Source organism: Streptomyces sp. AMJ-169 (genome assembly GCF_055597585.1).
Genome location: NZ_JBVLTJ010000012.1, coordinates 177363 through 195012 on the forward strand (window position 1 = coordinate 177363; position 17650 = coordinate 195012).

Genomic DNA, 17650 nt, shown 5'->3' on the forward strand with positions numbered 1-17650 from the left:
CGGCTGAGGGGCCGAGGGCTGAGGGGCTGGGGCTTGAGAGCCGAGGGGCTGGGGCTTGAGAGCCGAGGGGCTGGGGCATCGAGGGCCGAGGGGCTGAGGCTTGAGGGCCGAGGGCGAGGAGCCGCGAAGGCCGAGGTCGAGGGCTGAGAGGCCAGGGCTAAGGGCGAGGAGCTGAGGCCGAAGGCGAGGGGCTGAGGAGCCGAGGCGAGGCCGGGGCTGACGGGGCGAGAGCTGAGGCCGCAGGCCGGAGGGCCTACAGGCTGGAAGGGCCAAGGGCGGGGAACCACGTACGGCGGGCAGGTGTTGACGGAACCCCCGCCGACAGGCAGCCGCCCACGGCGGGAAGGGGACGTGGCGGGGGGTGTCCGCCCGCAGCGTCCGGCGTCAACTCCGGTGCAGGCATGAGAAGCAGACCCGCCGGACCGAGGACGGACACCCCCCGGCGCGGCACCGACCCACAACCGAACCGCAGGCGACCACCCACCGGCCGAGCCACAAGCACCCCCACCGGCGGAAAGCCGAAGAAGCACCCCCAACCCCCCTTCAGTACCCCCCGCTCAGCCGCCGGACGGCACCCCCCTACGCCAACCGCCCACCCCTCTCCGCCACAGCCACCGCCAGATCCACCGGCCCCACCCCCGCCCGCCGGGCCAACGCGACCGCCGCCAGCGTCGAATGCACCCCCAACTTCCCCAGCACATTCTGCATATGCGTCCGCACAGTATGCGGCGACAAGAACAACCGCTCAGCCACCGCCTTCCGCCCCAGCCCCGCGACCATGCACCGCAACACCTCCCGCTCCCGAGGCGTCAGCGACTCCACCAACCGCTCGCTCTCGGTCCGATGCTTGCGCGCCGCCGTCAACTCCCGCAGCACCCCGGTGAGAAGAGCCGGCGGCAGATGCGTCTCGTCCCGCAGCACCCCACGAATCACCGTCAACAACCGCGACAGCGAACAGTCCTTGGCCACCCACCCCGACGCCCCGGCCTGAAGAGCAAGCGCCGCCCGCCGAGGATCGTCCTTCTCGGCGAGGACCACCGTCCGCACGTACGCCTGGGCCGAACGCACCCCCGCCACAAGGGAGATGCCGTCCACCTGCCCGTCCTCCCCCGCCTCCTGGAGCGGCGGAGCGGCCCGCAGCCCAGGAACGCCGGCCCCCAAGTCGGCGTCGACCAGCAGGACATCGAACCGCCGCCCCTCGGCGGCGGCCCGCTCAAGACTGCGCAGCGCGGCGGGACCGCTCCCCGCCGCGGAGACCTCCACATCAGGCTCGGCCGCCAGCGCCGCGGCCAGCGACTCGGCGAAGATACGGTGATCGTCGACGACCAGGACTCGGATACGAACCACGAAACCCCCTTCCCCTTCAGCTCCTAGACGGAAGCAGGGGACACCCCGGACGGACCGGAGAACCGGTGAACGGACGGCTGCGGGTACGACGCCCCGGGATGCGGATGCCGCACGGCCGCCGCCGTACGCGTACTGCCACCCCCATCACGAGCGTCGTACCCGACTGTCTCGCCCCCTGAACAGACATCGGCCCCCCGCCGACGTCAGTTCACAGCCTAGGCCCGGGAGCAGGGAGCGGAAGGAAAATCACAGAACTGGCCGACTTCCGCGTTTATGGTGTGCCGCATGTTTCGTCTAGAGGCAGAAGTCGACAACACCCGGCGCGATCTTCTCCGCTCCCGGCTGCGCGCGACGAACACCGCGGCCTCGCCGGTGCTGCGAGCGCTCCGCGACAGCGGGCAAGCGCATGAATCCCCGCTGCACCTCTGGGCGATGACCGACACGGGCGATCTGGCGGGCGGTCTGGTGGGCCACACCTGGGCGGGCTGGCTGCACGTCACGTTCCTGTGGGTGGCCGACGCGCACAGAGGCATCGGCCTGGGCGGCGAACTCCTCGCCGAGGCCGAGCGCACGGCCCGCGAGGAGCGCGGCTGCATGGCCGTACGCCTGGAGACGTGGGACTTCCAGGCGCCGGGGTTCTACCGCAGGAAGGGGTACGACGAGGTGTGCGTGATCCCCGACTACCCGCCGGGGATCACGGAGTACACCTTCACGAAACGGCTCTAGGACAGGCGGCGCGCCCCCGGCGCCGGAGTCGCCTCGAAGACGCGCGGAGCGGTGAAGCCCGCCGAGGCGAACGCCGCCTCCACCGCCTTCGTGACCGGCTCGACGTCGGTCTCCTCGACCAGCACGATCGCCGAACCCCCGAAGCCGCCGCCCGTCATCCGCGCGCCGAGCGCCCCGGCCGCGACCGCCGTGTCGACCACGAGGTCCAGCTCCGGGCAGCTGATGCGGAAGTCGTCCCGCAGCGAGGCGTGCCCCTCGACGAGGATCTCGCCGATCGCGCGCGTCCCGCCGCCCGACTCCAGTACCGCGACGACGCGTTCGACCCGCTCGTCCTCGGTCACGACGTGCTTGACCAGCCGGCGGATCTCCTCGTCGTCGATCCGCGCCAGCGCCGCCTCCAGCTCCCCGTAGGGGACGTCGCGCAGGGCGGTGACGCCGAGCAGCGCCGCGCCCTCCTCGCAGCCCGCGCGCCGCTTGCCGTACTCGCCCTCGCTGTGGGCGTGCTTGACCTGCGTGTCGACGACCAGCAGGCGCAGTCCCTCGGCGGCGAGGTCGAAGGGGATCTGCTTCTGGGAGAGGTCGCGGGTGTCGAGGAACAGGGCGTGGCCCTCTTCGCAGCACGCCGAGGCCGTCTGATCCATGATGCCGGTGGGCGCGCCGACGTAGACGTTCTCGGCGCGCTGGCACAGGCGGGCCAACTGCCAGCGCTGGAGGCCGAGTTCGTACAGGTCGTTCAGAGCGAGCGCTACGACGACCTCCAGCGCCGCCGACGACGACAGGCCCGCGCCCGTCGGGACCGTCGAGGCGAGGTGGATGTCGGCGCCCTTGACCGGGTGCCCGGCCTCGCGCAGCGCCCAGACGACGCCGGCGGGGTAGGCGGTCCAGCCCTTGTCGGCGCCCGGCTCAAGCGCCGTGACCTCGACGACGCCGCCCTCGATGTCCGCCGAGTGCAGCCGCAGCGCGTCGTCCTCGCGGCGGGAGACGGCCGCGATCGCGGTGTGCGGGAGGGCGAAGGGCATGACGAAGCCGTCGTTGTAGTCGGTGTGTTCACCGATGAGGTTCACGCGGCCGGGCGCGGCCCAGACGCCCTCGGGCTCGGTGCCGTACAACTCGGCGTACGCGGCCCGGACTTGCTGTGCGCCCAGCTCAGCCGACTCGGCCAACTCAGCTCTCCTCTGCGATCTTCTGCGCGAATTCCCACGCGTCGGCGACGATACCCGCGAGGTCCGCGCGGGACGGCTGCCAGCCCAGCCGCTCACGGGCGGCGCGGGCGGAGGCGACCAGGACCGCGGGGTCGCCGCCCCGGCGGGGGGCCACGACTTCCGGGATCGGGTGGCCGGTGACCTGGCGGACGGTCTCGATGACCTGGCGGACGGAGAAGCCCTCGCCGTTGCCGAGGTTGCAGATCAGGTGCTCGCCGGGCTGCGCCGCCTCGAGGGCCAGCAGGTGGGCGTCGGCGAGGTCCGCGACGTGGATGTAGTCGCGGACGCAGGTGCCGTCCGGCGTCGGGTAGTCGTCGCCGTAGACGGAGATCGCCTCGCGGCGGCCCTGGGCGACCTGGAGGACGAGGGGGATGAGGTGGGTCTCGGGGTCGTGCCGCTCGCCCTGGGCGCCGTACGCGCCCGCGACGTTGAAGTAGCGCAGCGAGACCGCGCCGAGGCCGTGTGCCTGGGCCTCGCTGGTGATCATGAAGTCGACGGAGAGCTTGGAGGCGCCGTAGGGGTTGGTCGGCTTGGTGGGGGCGGTCTCGACGATCGGGACCTCCTCCGGCTCACCGTAGGTGGCGGCCGTGGAGGAGAAGACGAGCTTCCTCACGCCGGCCTCGCGCATCGCGCCGAGCAGCGCCATCGTCCCGCCGACGTTGTTCTCCCAGTACTTCTCGGGGCGGACGACGGACTCGCCGACCTGGGAGAACGCGGCGAAGTGCAGGACGGCCCCGTACGAGGCGTCGAGCCACTTGCCGGCGTCGCGGATGTCGCCCTCGATGAAGGCGGCCCCGGCGGGCACGCCCTCGCGGAAGCCGGTGGAGAGGTTGTCGAGGACGGTGACCTCGTGGCCGGCCTCCAGCAGATGCTGGGCCACCACGCTGCCGACGTACCCCGCACCGCCCGTGACCAGGTACTTGCTCATGAACTCGCTACCTCTCGCAATCGCTCGGCCGCGGCTTCCGGGGGCACGTCGTTGATGAAGACGCTCATGCCGGACTCGGAGCCCGCGAGGAACTTCAGCTTGCCGGACGTACGGCGGATCGTGAAAAGCTCCAGATGCAGCGCGAAGTCGTCGCGGCTGACGCCGTCGAACTCCTCCAGCTGGCCGAACGGCGCCTGGTGCCAGGCGGCGATGTACGGCGTCACGGGCTGTCCCTCACCGAAGATCCGGTCGAAGCGCTTCAAGAGTTCCAGGTAGACCTTGGGGAATTCTGTGCGCGCGTCCTCGTCGAGCCCGAGCAGGTCGGGGACCCGGCGCTTGGGGTAGAGGTGCACCTCGTACGGCCAGTGCGCGGAGTACGGGACGAACGCCACCCAGTGCTCGGTCTCCAGGACGACGCGCTCGCCGGCGAGTTCGCTCGCGAGGACGGCGTCGAAGAGGTTCTCACCGCCCGTCGCCTCCTTATGAGTTGCGACAGAACGCAGCATGAGCGCGGTGCGCGGGGTGACGAACGGGTAGGCGTAGATCTGTCCGTGCGGATGGCCGAGGGTGACGCCGATCTCCTCGCCCCGGTTCTCGAAGCAGAACACCTGCTGGACGGAAGGAAGATGCGACAGCTCCGACGTGCGGTCCGTCCACGCCTCGAGCACCAGCCGCGCCTGGTCCTCGCTGAGCGCGGCGAAGGACGAGTCGTGGTCGGAGGTGAAGCAGACGACCTCGCAGCGCCCGGAGTCCCCGGCGAGCGAGGGGAAGCGGTTCTCGAAGACGACGACGTCGTACGCCGAGTCCGGGATCTCGCTGAGCCGGTCGCCCTGGGTCGGGCAGAGCGGGCACTGGTCGGCCGGCGGGTGGTACGTGCGCCCCTGCCGGTGGGAGGCGATCGCGACCGCGTCGCCGAGCAGCGGGTCCCTGCGTACCTCCGAAGCGGTGACGGTGCGCTCCAGCGGGCGGTGGTCCACCGCGTCGCGCACCGAGTCGTCGCGCAGGTCGTAGTAGATCAGCTCACGACCGTCGGCCAGCCGGGTCGAGGTCTTCTTCACCGTCGGCGCTCCATCCCTGTTTCCACTCAGCGGAACTACTCCAACAGAACCGAACACATCAAACCACAAACACACACATCCGGTCACCCTTAAGAGGCGCCCTGTGCATCCCCCCGCCCTCCCGCTCGCCGCAGAGCTGCGGCTGCCGGTCAACGCCCTCGACTACACGATCCTCGGCATCTATTTCGCCGTCGTCCTCGGCATCGGCTTCGCCGCCAGACGCTCGGTCAAGACCAGCCTCGACTTCTTCCTCTCCGGCCGCTCGCTGCCGGCCTGGATCACCGGTCTCGCCTTCATCTCCGCGAACCTCGCGGCGACCGAGATCCTGGGCATGGCCGCCAACAGCGCGCAGTACGGCGCGTACACCGTCCACTGGTACTGGATCGGCGCGATCCCGGCGATGGTCTTCCTCGGGCTCGTGATGATGCCGTTCTACTACGGCAGCAAGGTCCGGTCCGTCCCCGAGATGCTGCTGCTGCGCTTCGACAAGTGGGCGCACGTCCTGAGTTCGGCGCTGTTCGCATTCGCCGCGATCCTCATCGCCGGCGTCAACCTCTACGCCCTCTCGATCGTCGTCGAGGCGATCCTGGGCTGGCCGCAGTGGGTGGCGATCGTCGTCGCCGGGTTCTTCGTGCTCGCCTACATCACCCTCGGCGGGCTGTCCTCCGCGATCTACAACGAGGTCTTGCAGTTCTTCGTCATCCTCGCCGCGCTGATCCCGCTCTCGGTGCTCGGGCTGAAGAAGGTGGGCGGCTGGGACGGGCTCACCGACAAGCTGACCGCCACGCACGGCTCCGACTTCACGACCGCGTGGGGCGGGACCGGCATCGGCAGCGTCAACCCGCTCGGCGCGAACTGGCTGACGATCGTCCTCGGCCTCGGCTTCGTGCTGTCCTTCGGGTACTGGACGACGAACTTCGCGGAGGTGCAGCGGGCGCTGTCGGCGAAGAACCTCAGCGCCGCCCAGCGCACGCCGCTCATCGCCGCGTTCCCGAAGATCTTCATCGTGTTCCTCGTGATGATCCCGGGCCTGGTCGCGGCGGCGCTGGTGCCGAAGATCGGTACGAGCGCCTCGGACCTCCAGTACAACGACGCCATCCCGTACCTCATGGAACGGCTGCTGCCGAACGGGGTGCTGGGGATCGCCGTGACCGGGCTGCTCGCGGCGTTCATGGCGGGGATGGCGGCGAACGTGTCGTCGTTCAACACCGTGTTCACCAACGACATCTGGGCGAAGTACGTGGTGCGCGGCCGGGAGGACGGCTACTACGTGCGCTTCGGGCGGCTGATCACGGCGATCGGGGTGGCGGCGTCGGTGGGGACGGCGTTCCTGGCGTCGTCGTTCTCGAACATCATGAGCTACCTCCAGACGCTGTTCTCCTTCTTCAACGTCCCGATGTTCGTGGTGTTCATCATCGGGATGTTCTGGAAGCGGGCGTCGGCGCGGTCGGGCTTCTGGGGCCTCCTGGCCGGTACGACGGCGGCGATGATCAACTACTTCGTCCTCTACAAGCAGGACGTCATCAGCATCCCCTCCGACCAGGGGGCGAACTTCGTCTCGGCGATCGCGGGGTTCGTGGCCGGGGCGGTCGTGATGGTGATCGTGTCCCTGTTCACGGCGCCGAAGCCGGCGGAGGAGTTGCAGGGGCTGGTGTACGGCACGCGCTCGCCCGGGATGCAGGAGCCGCCCGGGGTGGGCGACGACGCCTGGTACCGGCGGCCGGCGCTGCTGGGCTGGGGCGCGGTGGTGCTGGCCGCGCTCTGCTACATCCCGTTCTCGTTCTGACCGCCTGAGGGAGACTTGAGATGTCGGACCACTATTCGGAGAAGGACGTCCACCGCGAGGTGACGGCCCTGGAGGAGCAGTCGGCCACCGCCGCCCGCATCTTCGACCTGCGGCGCATCATCGGGGGCCTGTTCGTCCTGTACGGCGTCATCGTCACGATCACCGGCATCACGGACGGCGACGCGGAGATCGACAAGGCCGAGGGCATCAACATCAACCTCTGGACGGGGTTGGGGATGCTGCTGCTGGGCCTGTTCTTCCTGGCGTGGCTGTGGCTGCGCCCGACGACTCCGCCCCCGCCGCCGGACGCGGAGGAGCCGGGCTCGGAGTGAGAGAGGGTGCCTGTCCCGGGGGAACCGGGACAGGCACCGCTTGTGTCCGGACAGTCAGAGCCAGCGCCGGGCGGCCTCGTAACTGTCACTGATGCTGGTGTTGAAGGCGATCGCCGCCTGCGGGGCGTACTGCCGGACAAGATTGACGGTCGCCTCGAAGAGCGGCAGCAAAGGCTCGGCCTTCCGGATCCCGCCCCCGACGACGACCACACTCCACTCCCGCTCCCGCAGCCCCCGGACGATCGCCGGCTCAGCGCTCTCGTCGGCGACCACCAGCACGGTCCCCGCCTCGATCCCCTCCGCCTGACACTTCGCCAACTCGGCATCAAGGGCAGCGACCATGGGGGCGGCATCGACACCGGGGATGGCTTCGGGGTCGTAGCCGATGATGAGTACGGAAGTCATGGCCGCAACCTAACCCTCGCTCCCCCTGGGCGCAGCCCGGTCGAGCAAGCCTGTCCGGGCGGCGAGGGCCGCTGCTTCCAGGCGGGAGCCCACGCCCAGTTTCATCAGGACGCGTTGGACGTGGGTGCGGGCGGTGGAGGGGGCGATGCCCATTCCTGCGGCGATCAGGCGGGTGTCTTCGCCGTCGGCCACCCGGACCAGGACTTCTACCTCTCTGGGGGTCAGCATCTGGAGGAGGCGCTGGCCTTCGTCGTCCGGTTGCGGGGTCGGGTTCAGGAGGTCGCTGAAGGCGCCCTGCAAGAGTTGCGGGGCTACCGCCGCCTCGCCCGCTCTCGCCTTCATGATGGCCCGTTCCACGCCCTCGATGCGTTCGTCGTGGCGGACGTAGCCCGAGGCGCCCGCCGCGAACGCCGCCGCTATGCCGCGCGGGCTCGGCACCGGACCCAGCACCAGCACCGCCACCTGCGGCCGCTCCCGCTTGATCCGGGCCACCGGGTCGAAGACCCCGGGTTCGGCGGGAGCCGCCGTGCCCAGCAGGCACACCTCGGGCGCTCTGGAGATCACCAGTTCCGCGGCCCCCGCGGACGGCGCTGCGGCGGCGAGGACGCGGTGTCCCCGTAGTTTCAGAGCCGACGCCAGCGCCTCGGCCAGCAGACGGTGATCGTCGACCACCATCAGCCGCACTCCCATAGAGCCACCCCCCAGTCCCCCCACCATGGATGCCCAACCCGGACAGAATCACGCGAAGGGCACCCCCCGGCACCCCTGTCTTTCATGCCCCCGGAAGCTACACGCTTGTTCGACGTCGCGCTCCCCCTACGCGTGAGAAGTGCCCCGGATCGCCGATATTCCTCTCATACGACGGCGATGAGTAGTACGCGTACGGCCCCGTCCCTGAACAGGTGCGGGGCCGTAAAAACTTCGGAAACCGATCAGATGGAGCTAGTGATCGATCAGCTCGCGCCGCCGAAAGCGATCACCAGACGTTCGTCCCCGACCGACACACTGCTCGTGTACGTCTCGGACATGAACAGCCGCCCCTTCGCGTACCGCACCTCCGCGTACTTCGGCGACATCCCCGACTCGATGTCGACGCTCGCCCCGGTGTCGGGGTTCTTCAGCAGGACCGTCGCCTTGAACGTCGTCCCGTCGATGCTGACGACCTCGCCGCCCTTGTCGTACGGCGCCCGCTTGTAGGCGATCAGGTTCGGGCCGTCCATGCGCAGCGGGAAGAGGGTGTGGCCGTCGCCGGCGTCGGCGCGCTGGCCGGTCTGCTTGCCGGTGGTCACGTCGAAGGCGACGATCTCGTTGGTCTTGGAGTACGTGTCCGAGGTCCCGTCGTGCTCCTCGGTGAGGATGTACAGCTTGCCGCCGCCGGCGGTGACGCCCATGCAGCCGTCGACCTGGAGGATGTCGCACTCGGCGCCGAACTGCGCGCTGGGCACGGAGATCCGGGCCAGCAGCTTGCCCGTCCTGTTGTCGATGGAGAACAGGTCGGACAGCGCGCTGCCGTCGGTGGCGCTGTCGCCGACGTCCGCGCCGACGACCAGCGGCTCGGTCGAGATGACGCTGGCGTACTTGATGCCGGCGGTCATCTGGTAGTCGGAGAGCACCTTCCCGGAGGCCGGGTCGAGAGTCTGCACCTTGAGGACCTGGTTGTCGTACCCGCCGCAGCGGCGCAGCGCGACCAGCTTCAGGCCGCCGCCGTACCCGGCGTCGTAGCAGGAGTCAGTGGTCTTCGGCTGCCACAGCTCCTTGCCGCTCGCGAGGTCGAAGGCGGCCCCGCCGCTGGTCCCGCCGACCGCGACGGTCCCCGCGCTGACGGTGATGTTGTCGAGCGGGACGACGCTGTCGCCGGCCGCCACCGTCTTCGTCCACAGCAGCTTGCCCGCGTCCAGGTCGAGCGCGCCGACCTGGGTGCACGGCGCGGAGGAACCGGCCGTCGGCATGGCCGACTTGAAGAGGACGGCCGTCTTCGTGCCGTCGCCGCTGAGGAACCTGCTGGCGCGGCAGACCGGCCCCGGCAGCTTGACCGTCCACAGCTTGGTGCCCTTGTCGAGGTCGTACCCGTCGACCTCGGCGACCCCCGACTTGGCGTACACCTTGCCGGTGATCCACGACCCGTCCAGCGCGATGCTCTGGTTCTTGTCGGCCTTCGGCATCGGCAGCTCGAAGAGGACCTTCGAGGCGGGGTTCGCGGGGGCCTTCTCGCTGGGTACGGTGCTCTCGGCCGAACCGCCGGTGCCGCCCGGACTTCCGCCCGCCGTACCGTCGTTCGCCGGGCTCGCGCTCGACTTGTCGTCCTTCTTCGCCGTGTCGGAGGAGGAGCCGGACTTCGAGTACAGCACCCCGCCGCCGATGATCAGCGCGATCGCGACGACCGCGGAGACGATGATGAGGAGCTGGGCGTTGACTTTACGGCCGCCGTTGCCGGGGGCGCCGGGCTGGGGGTGCGTGGCGAGGGTGGGGGGCTGGGCGGGGTAGCCGTAGCCGGGCGGGGCGGGGTAGCCGTAGCCCGGGGGCTGTTGGGCGTAGGGGTTGGGCTGCTGCGGCGGTGCGGCCGGGTAGCCGTAGGCGGGTTGGGGGGACTGCTGGGGGTAGCCGTAGCCGGGGGGCTGGGCGGGGGGCTGCGGGGTGCCGAACGCCGGGGGCTGCTGGGGCTGCTGCGGCGGGGGCTGGGGCGCGCCGAACGCCGGGGGCTGCTGGGGCGGCTGCGGCGGGGGCTGGGGCGCGCCGAACGCCGGGGGCTGCTGGGGCTGTTGGGGTGCGCCGAAGCCCGGCTGCTGGGGAGGCTGGGTCATGGTGTGGGTACCTCAAAGGGGAGCGCGTTGACAGGGACGTGGGAAAGGGAAGGCGCGCTCACTTGCCGTACGCGAGCATCAGCTTCTCCTTCGCGTCCTTGTCCCCGGACAGCCGCGTCGACGAGATGTAGAACCGGCCGCCGGCCCAGGCGATGTCCCGGCTGTAGAAGCTGTCCTCGATCCCGGCGGTGGCCTGCGGGAGCTGGAGGAGGGTGCTGGGGGTGTGGACGGCGCCGGCGGTGGGGAGGGAGACGACGCGGCCGGGGCCGTCGTACGAGGGCTCGACGTAGGCGACGAGGGACGCGCCCTCCGTCCGGACCGGGCGCATCGGGTTGTCCGTCGGGGACTTGGCGCGCCACTTCTCCTTGCCGGTGGCGAGGTCGATCGCAACGATCTCGTTCGCCTTGGAGCTCGAATCCGTCGGCAGATAAAGGGTGTCGGCGTCGGCCGCCGTGCCGTCGCAGCCCGCCAGGTCGCGGCCGGCGAACGACCAGGCGCAGTCCGTGCCCAGCTTGAGGTTCACCTTCACCTGGGAGCGGAAGGAGCCGTTCGCGTTGAACGCCGTGATGTTCCAGGCCTTTTGGTCGCTGTTGGTGCTGTAGACGACCAACGGGTCGACAGAGAAGACCCGTTCGACCTCCCAGCCCTTGGCGAACTTCTGCGTCCAGCGCGCCTTGCCCGTCGCCGGGTCCAGCTCCTGGATCTCCTCGTGCTCGCCCGCCTCCATCGCCGCGCAGGACGCGACCGACACCAGCCGCGCGGCAGAGCCCGCGAAGGCCTTGGGGAAGCAGGCGTCGCCGTACTTCTGGACGTCGTACAGCTTCTTGCCGGTGCGGACGTCGTACGCGGTGCCGGACTGGGAGCGGCCGACGAGCAACTTGTCGCCCGCGAGGGTCAGTTCGACGCTGATGGCGCTGTCGAAGAGCTGGCCGTCGGCGACCGTCGCGGTCCAGCCCTTGGCGCCGGTCCTCAGGTCTATCTCCTGGAGGAGATTGCATTTCGCCCGGTCGCTGACGCCGCTCATGTAGGCGACGACGACCTTGTCGTCCGCCGTCCTCGCGCTGGTCGCGGCGCAGATCTTCTGCGGCAGCTCGACGGTGTTCCACGCGGGCGCGCCGTCGGAGATCCTGTACGCGACGACCTCCTTGTACGCCGCCTTCGCCGCCACCGTGTCCGTGATCCACATCGCGGGGGCGTCGGCGCCGCCGTTCGGCGTCCTCGGGGCCTCCTTGTACCAGAGGACCTTGGCCTCGCCGGGCTTGCGGTTCGCGTTGAGGTCGGTGGTCTCCTGCTTGCCGTCGCCGGTGCCGTCGCCCGGGTCGACGGGGGTGTCGGAGGCGGGAGTCGTGGCGCTCGGGCTCTCCTGGGCGACCGGTTTCTTGTCGCCGTCGCCGCCGGAGGTGGCCGCGTAGACGGTGCCGCCGACGATGAGGAGCGCGGCGGCGGCGAGGCCGGCGATGAGGGCGGGTTTGCGGCGGGACTTGGGGGCGGGAGGCTGGGGGGAGGTGGGGAATTGGGGGTGGCCGTAGTTCTGGGGCGGCTGTTGGGGGTAGCCGTAGGGGGCGCCGGGGGTGGGTTGGGCGTAGGGGCCGGCGGGGGGCTGGGCGTACGGGCCGCTGGGGGGCTGGGCGTACGGGGCTGTGGGCGCGGGGGGTTGGGGGTAGCCGTAGGCCTGCGGGGGCTGTTGGGGCTGCGGGGGCTGGTACGGGCCTGGGGGCGCGCCGAACCCTCCGGCGGGCGGCGGGACTTGGGGCGGCAGCGACCCTTGAGGCGGCAGCCCTTGGGACGGCGGCGGGCCCTGGAGCGGCGGGCCTTGGGACGGCGGCGGGCCCTGGAGCGGCGGGCCTTGGGACGGCGGCGGGCCCTGGGACGGCAGCCCCTGGGACGGCGGCGGGCCCTGGAGCGGCGGGCCTTGCGGCGGTGGCGGGCCCTGGGGCGGCAGCCCTTGGGACAGCGGCGGGCCCTGGAGCGGTGGCGGCCCCGGTGTCGGCGTCGGCGTCGGCCCCATTGGCGGCGGGCTTCCGAAGCCCCCCTGTGACGGCGGCTGTTCAGGCGGCTGAGCCATCAGCGTGATCCCCCGTAATGCACTGTTTCCGGCCACGCGCGGGACCGGCAGGGGTCCAGCGGCGTGCGCGCACAGTTGTCGACAGTTCTCAGATGGCTCTTTCTATCACTCGCCTCTGACACCGAAACGGCTCAAATCCACCCCCGTTTCCAAGGGCGAACCGGCCCGTGATGCCTCCGTGACGCGCGACGCCGGGTCTTCACACGGCCTCCACCAACTCCGGCGCCGGAGGTGCGCGGTCGGGACCGCCGTACGCCTCCGCGGCGGGCGCGCGCCTGTCAGCGGGCGCATACCCGCGCCCCGAGCCCGTCCGTGGGGGCGCGCCCCTGTCCCGAGCCCGTCCATGGGGGCGTGCACGGCGCATTCACTCCCGCCGCGACGCCCCCACCCGCCTCACCCCACCCCGCTCACGCCCCCTCCCCGCACCCCCCTACGCCTCCTCGGCCAACTCCAGCCACCGCAGCTCCAGTTCCTCCCGCTCCCCGGCCAGGGCCCGCAGCTCGGCGTCGAGTTCGGCGACCTTCGCGAAGTCGGTCGCGTTGTCGGCGATCCGGGTGTGCAGCTTGGTCTCGGCGGCGGAGATCTTGTCCAACTGCCGCTCGATCTTCTGGAGTTCCTTCTTGGCGGCGCGCTGGTCGGCGGCGCTCTTCTCGGTCGTGGCCGCCTTCTGGGGGACGACGGTCGCGGCGGCGGCTGCCTCCTCCATACGGGCCCGGCGCTCCAGGTACTCGTCGATGCCGCGCGGCAGCATCCGCAGCGTGCCGTCGCCGAGGAGGGCGAAGACGCGGTCGGTCGTGCGCTCGACGAAGAACCGGTCGTGGGAGATGACGATCATCGAGCCGGGCCAGCCGTCGAGGAGGTCCTCCAGCTGGGTCAGGGTCTCGATGTCGAGGTCGTTGGTGGGCTCGTCGAGGAAGAGGACGTTCGGCTCGGCCATGAGCAGCCGCAGCAGCTGGAGCCGGCGCCGCTCACCGCCGGAGAGGTCGCCGACCGGCGTCCACTGCTTCTCCTTGCTGAACCCGAACGTCTCGCACAGCTGCCCGGCGGTCATCTCCCGCCCCTTGCCGAGGTCGACGCGCTCCTTGATCTCCTGCACGGCCTCCAACACCCGTAGAGAGGCGGGGAGTTCGGTGACGTCCTGGGAGAGGTAGGCGAGCTTGACGGTCTTGCCGACGACGACCCGCCCGCCGGCCGGCTGGGTCTCCCCGGCGCTGCGGGAGGCGTCGGCGAGGGCGCGCAGCAGGGAGGTCTTGCCGGCCCCGTTGACCCCGACGAGCCCGATCCGGTCGCCGGGGCCGAGCTGCCAGGTGATGTGCTTCATCAGCACCTTGGGCCCGGCCTGCACGGTGACGTCCTCCAGCTCGAAGACGGTCTTGCCGAGCCGGGAGGAGGCGAACTTCATCAGCTCGCTGGAGTCGCGGGGCGGCGGTACGTCCTCGATGAGCGCGTTGGCGGCCTCGATCCGGAAGCGGGGCTTGGAGGTCCGGGCGGGCGCCCCGCGCCGCAGCCAGGCCAGCTCCTTGCGGACGAGGTTCTGCCGCTTGACCTCCTCGGTGGCGGCGATGCGCTCGCGTTCGGCGCGGGCGAAGACGTAGTCGGAGTAGCCGCCCTCGTACTCGTACACGTCCCCGCGCTGGACGTCCCACATCCGGGTGCAGACCTGGTCGAGGAACCACCGGTCGTGGGTCACGCACACGAGCGCGGAGCGGCGTTCGCGCAGGTGGCGGGCGAGCCAGGAGATGCCCTCGACGTCGAGGTGGTTGGTCGGCTCGTCCAGGATGACCAGGTCCTGGTCCTCGATGAGCAGCTTCGCGAGCGCGATGCGGCGGCGCTCGCCGCCGGAGAGGGGGCCGATGACGGTGTCCAGCCCCTGCGGGAACCCCGGCAGGTCGAGCCCGCCGAACAGTCCGGTGAGCACGTCCCGGATCTTGGCGTTCCCGGCCCACTCGTGATCGGCGAGGTCCCGGATGACCTCGTGCCGCACGGTGGCGGAAGGATCAAGGGAGTCATGCTGCGTGAGCACCCCCATCCGCAGCCCGCCGGCCTGGGTGACCCGCCCGGTGTCGGCGTCCTCCAGCTTGGCGAGCATCCGGATGAGCGTGGTCTTCCCGTCCCCGTTCCTCCCCACGACCCCGATCCGATCCCCTTCGGAGACCCCGAGCGAGATACCGTCCAAAAGCGCACGCGTCCCGTACACCTTGCTGACGTTCTCGACATTGACGAGGTTGACGGCCATTTCTCTCCTGCATAAGGGGATGGATCGCTTACCAGCGTAATGCGCTGGGGGGACGGCCTTGGCGGAGAGCCGCCCGGCCCCCTCTTTCAGAGATCCAGCAGGGTCATCCGGCCGGTCATCAGTACGTCGTGGTTGGCGTAGAGGGTGGCGAGGGTGTGGCGGCGGTGGATGGCGGCGGTCCAGGGGGTGTGGGGGTGGTCGCCGGCGGCGGTCACGCGGGCGCGGGTGGCCTGGGTGAGAATCCAGCGGGCCTGTTCATGGAGGGCGGTACGGCCTCCGAGGTGTTCGGCCAGCTTCCAGAGTTCCTCGCCCTCGCTGTGGGGCCTGTCGAGGAGGGCTACGACGCCGATGTCGCCGAGGTTTCGGGGGTCGCTGGAGCGGGTGGTGTAGGCGACGGAGAGGCCGTCGAGGGCGAATACGGTGACGCGGCCGGTGCCGGCGAGTTCGGTGAGCGGCATGGGACGGGTCAGCAGCAGGGGCCGTCGCCGCAGCAGGCGGGTGCGTTGCAGCTGGCGGCCGTCCCCCAGAGGCGTTCGTCGACCTCGAATCCGGCGGCACGGAGCCTGGTGGTGACGTCGGTCATGAGACCCCGGGTGCGGGTCTTGCTGTTGGGGGCGTGGTGGAGGAAGTAGCCGAACTGTTCCTGGCACCAGGCGGCGTACCAGTCGGTGTGCAGGATCAGCGTGTGCCAGCCGGGGTCGACCTGCCGGGAGGGGGCCATGTCGGCGCCGGCGCGGGTGGTGCCCATGACGTGGACGAGGGCCAGGGCCTGGTCGACGACCCGGTCGGCGACGGTCCGTTCCAGGCCGTACTCGCCGGCACAGAACGCGGCCAGCGTCTCGAAGTCGGAGGCGGGGACGAGGGAACGGCCGGTGCGGGATGCGGTGAGTTCGGGGGTCAGGTCTGCGGCGCGGGCGGGGGCGTGCACAGGCATGGGCACCTCACAGAGGAGAGACGCTTGCCGGACTTGCCGGGCGGCATGTCCGTTGCCTGGACGCTAGGGGGCACGATTGCCGTCTTGTTTGGTGATTGCGTGCGATTGCGCATGAAATCAGGGCACTTGAGCATGATTGCTCAGGGTAGGTCCAGCGATGCCCTCGCACGGCCGATGAGTCGGCGGGCGGCTGTCCCGTACACGGCGGATGCGGCGAGCCAGTCCCAGGCCCGCTCGTACAGCTGGATGTCCTCGTCCTCTTTGAGCCACAGCTCTTCGCTGATGGTCTCGACGTTCACCAGGCGGCGGTCGAAGATCCAGAACCCATGGGACGGCAAGCGGCGCATCTGCACGCCGAAGGGGAGGATGCCGAGTTCGACGCGGCGCTGCCCGACGAGGTTGTAGAGCCGGTCGAGTTGTTCGGCCATGACGTCCGCAGGACAGTGCCGGAAGTAAAGGGCGGCTTCGCAGAGGAGGAAGCGGAAGCTCTTCTCCGGGTCGTACAGCGTCTCCTGACGTCGCATCCGGGCCTCGACCGCGGCTTCGGTGGTCGGCGGGATGCCCTGGAACTCCGCCAAGGTGTCGAACATATGGCGGGCGTACTCCGGCGTCTGGAACAGGCCTGGGACACAGGTCACTTCGACGCCCCGGATCAACGTCGTCGCCTGGGACTGCCGCACCGCGACTTCTTGACGGCCCCGGTGCCCGCCCGCCAGCTGACGCCGCCAGGAACGGTGCCGTTGTTGTATCTCCAGCCCGGACAGGAGCCCTTGAAGCTCAGCTTCCACGTCCGGCCTGCCACAGGCGTGCGCCCACGCGGTCAGATCAGCCGGAGACGGCGTCTGCTTGCCGTTCTGTAAACGGGAGACCTTAGACGGCTGCCACCCCAGCCGGTCGGCAAGGCCCTTGCCACTGAGTGAAGCCTCGGTGCGCAGCTCGCTCAGCCGCGCGCCGAGGGCTTCTCTGGCGGTCTGGTAGTCCGTGCTCACATAGCCGAACGTACCCGCCTGGCGAACTCTTCGGTACGGACGGCGTGGTGCCAGGCGGCGTCCCGGGCCTGGCAGGCGACGAGGACTTCGGCCGGGTCCTCGGTGACGTACACACCGAGGGTGGTGTCTTCCTCGTCGATCAGGAAGCGGGCGACGACCTTGGAGTCGAAGAGCCAGAAGTCGTAGTCGGGAAGCCTCAGTTGCTTGGCTTCGGCTCGGGTGAGGTTCCGGATGTCCTCGCCGGCGGCGATGTTTCCGGGTGCGGTGGCGAGGAGGAACTCCTGTCCCTGGGTGGGCGGTTCATCGACCAGGCGGACCCGTTCGAAGCGCTTGCCCTGCGCTGTCTGAGCCTTGACGTTCTCACGCCAGGGGTTACGCGGGTCCTTCGAGACGTCCTCACCGGCGAGGAACCGGCTCCACTTGGGGCTCTCGCGGTCGGACGCGTAGCCTCGCTGGGTTTCCAGGCGCCAGGCGGTGTGCTCGAAGTCGCTGAACAGGTGGGTGATGGCCTCGAACGGCTGGAGTTCAGGGGCTTCGTGCTTCGGTGCGTACCGGGTCAGCAGGTCGCGCGGGACGCGGACGAATGTCTCGGACTCCTTGACGTCCTTGAGTTGCGCCAAGTGTCCGGGATCGGTCTCCCGCTCGCCTTGTACGAGGATCTCGTCCGTGCCCTCGATCTCGTACAGGGTGGGGCAGTTGCCGTGATCGCTGGTCGTCCCGATGAACCTGAGCGTCATGTAGCCCTCCGTTCTTGCTGGTTGGAGGATCAGCATGGCGGAACGGCCAGGGGCGGGGGCGGGGATTGCGGGAGATTGCTCACATAGGGCAGGGGGCGGGATTG

General features: G+C 70.2%; 16 protein-coding genes. 3 read left to right on the plus strand and 13 right to left on the minus strand.

Translation table 11 applies throughout. The features are described from left to right. Positions 1-579: 579 nt before the first annotated feature. Entirely contained in the window at positions 580-1347 is a 768-nt protein-coding gene (locus ACYUD3_RS27920) for a LuxR C-terminal-related transcriptional regulator (RefSeq protein WP_470975399.1), read from the minus strand. A gap of 273 nt (positions 1348-1620) precedes the next feature. Here ACYUD3_RS27920 and ACYUD3_RS27925 point away from each other — a divergent pair, with 273 nt between their 5' ends. Beyond that, the gene (locus tag ACYUD3_RS27925) at positions 1621-2073 is read left to right on the plus strand and encodes a GNAT family N-acetyltransferase (protein WP_470975401.1); all 453 of its coding nucleotides are present in this window, start codon (positions 1621-1623) and stop codon (positions 2071-2073) included. Here the strand turns inward: ACYUD3_RS27925 and galK are convergent. From galK to galT, 3 genes are read right to left on the minus strand one after another with little or no spacing between them, the layout of a single operon-like run. Then, positions 2070-3218, minus strand: coding sequence for a galactokinase (gene galK, locus ACYUD3_RS27930; protein ID WP_470975736.1), 1149 nt, complete (start codon positions 3216-3218; stop codon positions 2070-2072). The two genes, ACYUD3_RS27925 and galK, sit on opposite strands and share 4 nt — an antisense overlap. Positions 3219-3237: 19 nt before the next feature. Beyond that, entirely contained in the window at positions 3238-4203 is a 966-nt protein-coding gene (gene galE / locus ACYUD3_RS27935; RefSeq protein WP_470975404.1) for a UDP-glucose 4-epimerase GalE, read from the minus strand. After that, a complete protein-coding gene (galT, locus tag ACYUD3_RS27940; protein ID WP_470975407.1) occupies positions 4200-5261 on the minus strand; it encodes a galactose-1-phosphate uridylyltransferase in 1062 nt (353 codons plus the stop codon). Before galT ends, galE begins: the two co-directional genes overlap by 4 nt. Positions 5262-5364: 103 nt before the next feature. Here galT and ACYUD3_RS27945 point away from each other — a divergent pair, with 103 nt between their 5' ends. Further along, positions 5365-7047 (plus strand): sodium:solute symporter family protein, encoded by a 1683-nt coding sequence (locus ACYUD3_RS27945; RefSeq protein ID WP_470975410.1) that lies wholly within the window; start codon positions 5365-5367, stop codon positions 7045-7047. Positions 7048-7067: 20 nt separating this feature from the next. Next, positions 7068-7379, plus strand: coding sequence for a hypothetical protein (locus tag ACYUD3_RS27950; protein ID WP_470975413.1), 312 nt, complete (start codon positions 7068-7070; stop codon positions 7377-7379). 54 nt (positions 7380-7433) lie between these two features. Here ACYUD3_RS27950 and ACYUD3_RS27955 read toward each other — a convergent pair whose 3' ends face one another. From ACYUD3_RS27955 to ACYUD3_RS27995, 9 genes are all read right to left on the minus strand, one after another. Then, complete coding sequence (locus tag ACYUD3_RS27955; protein ID WP_470975416.1) at positions 7434-7784, minus strand: hypothetical protein; 351 nt, start codon at positions 7782-7784, stop codon at positions 7434-7436. A gap of 9 nt (positions 7785-7793) precedes the next feature. Next, complete coding sequence (locus tag ACYUD3_RS27960; protein ID WP_470975419.1) at positions 7794-8474, minus strand: helix-turn-helix transcriptional regulator; 681 nt, start codon at positions 8472-8474, stop codon at positions 7794-7796. A gap of 263 nt (positions 8475-8737) precedes the next feature. Further along, entirely contained in the window at positions 8738-10585 is a 1848-nt protein-coding gene (locus tag ACYUD3_RS27965; RefSeq protein WP_470975422.1) for an outer membrane protein assembly factor BamB family protein, read from the minus strand. A gap of 58 nt (positions 10586-10643) precedes the next feature. Next, positions 10644-12593, minus strand: coding sequence for an outer membrane protein assembly factor BamB family protein (locus ACYUD3_RS27970; protein WP_470975425.1), 1950 nt, complete (start codon positions 12591-12593; stop codon positions 10644-10646). Between the two features lie 487 nt (positions 12594-13080). After that, complete coding sequence (locus ACYUD3_RS27975; protein WP_470975428.1) at positions 13081-14886, minus strand: ABC-F family ATP-binding cassette domain-containing protein; 1806 nt, start codon at positions 14884-14886, stop codon at positions 13081-13083. Between the two features lie 86 nt (positions 14887-14972). Continuing rightward, a complete protein-coding gene (locus tag ACYUD3_RS27980; RefSeq protein ID WP_470975431.1) occupies positions 14973-15344 on the minus strand; it encodes a hypothetical protein in 372 nt (123 codons plus the stop codon). A gap of 8 nt (positions 15345-15352) precedes the next feature. Then, positions 15353-15820, minus strand: a complete 468-nt coding sequence (locus ACYUD3_RS27985) for a glycine-rich domain-containing protein (protein ID WP_470975434.1) — start codon at positions 15818-15820, stop codon at positions 15353-15355. A gap of 140 nt (positions 15821-15960) precedes the next feature. Further along, positions 15961-16809 (minus strand): helix-turn-helix domain-containing protein, encoded by an 849-nt coding sequence (locus ACYUD3_RS27990; protein ID WP_470975437.1) that lies wholly within the window; start codon positions 16807-16809, stop codon positions 15961-15963. After that, entirely contained in the window at positions 16806-17546 is a 741-nt protein-coding gene (locus ACYUD3_RS27995) for a DUF6879 family protein (protein WP_470975440.1), read from the minus strand. The genes ACYUD3_RS27990 and ACYUD3_RS27995 overlap by 4 nt, the downstream gene beginning before the upstream one ends. Positions 17547-17650 lie beyond the last annotated feature (104 nt).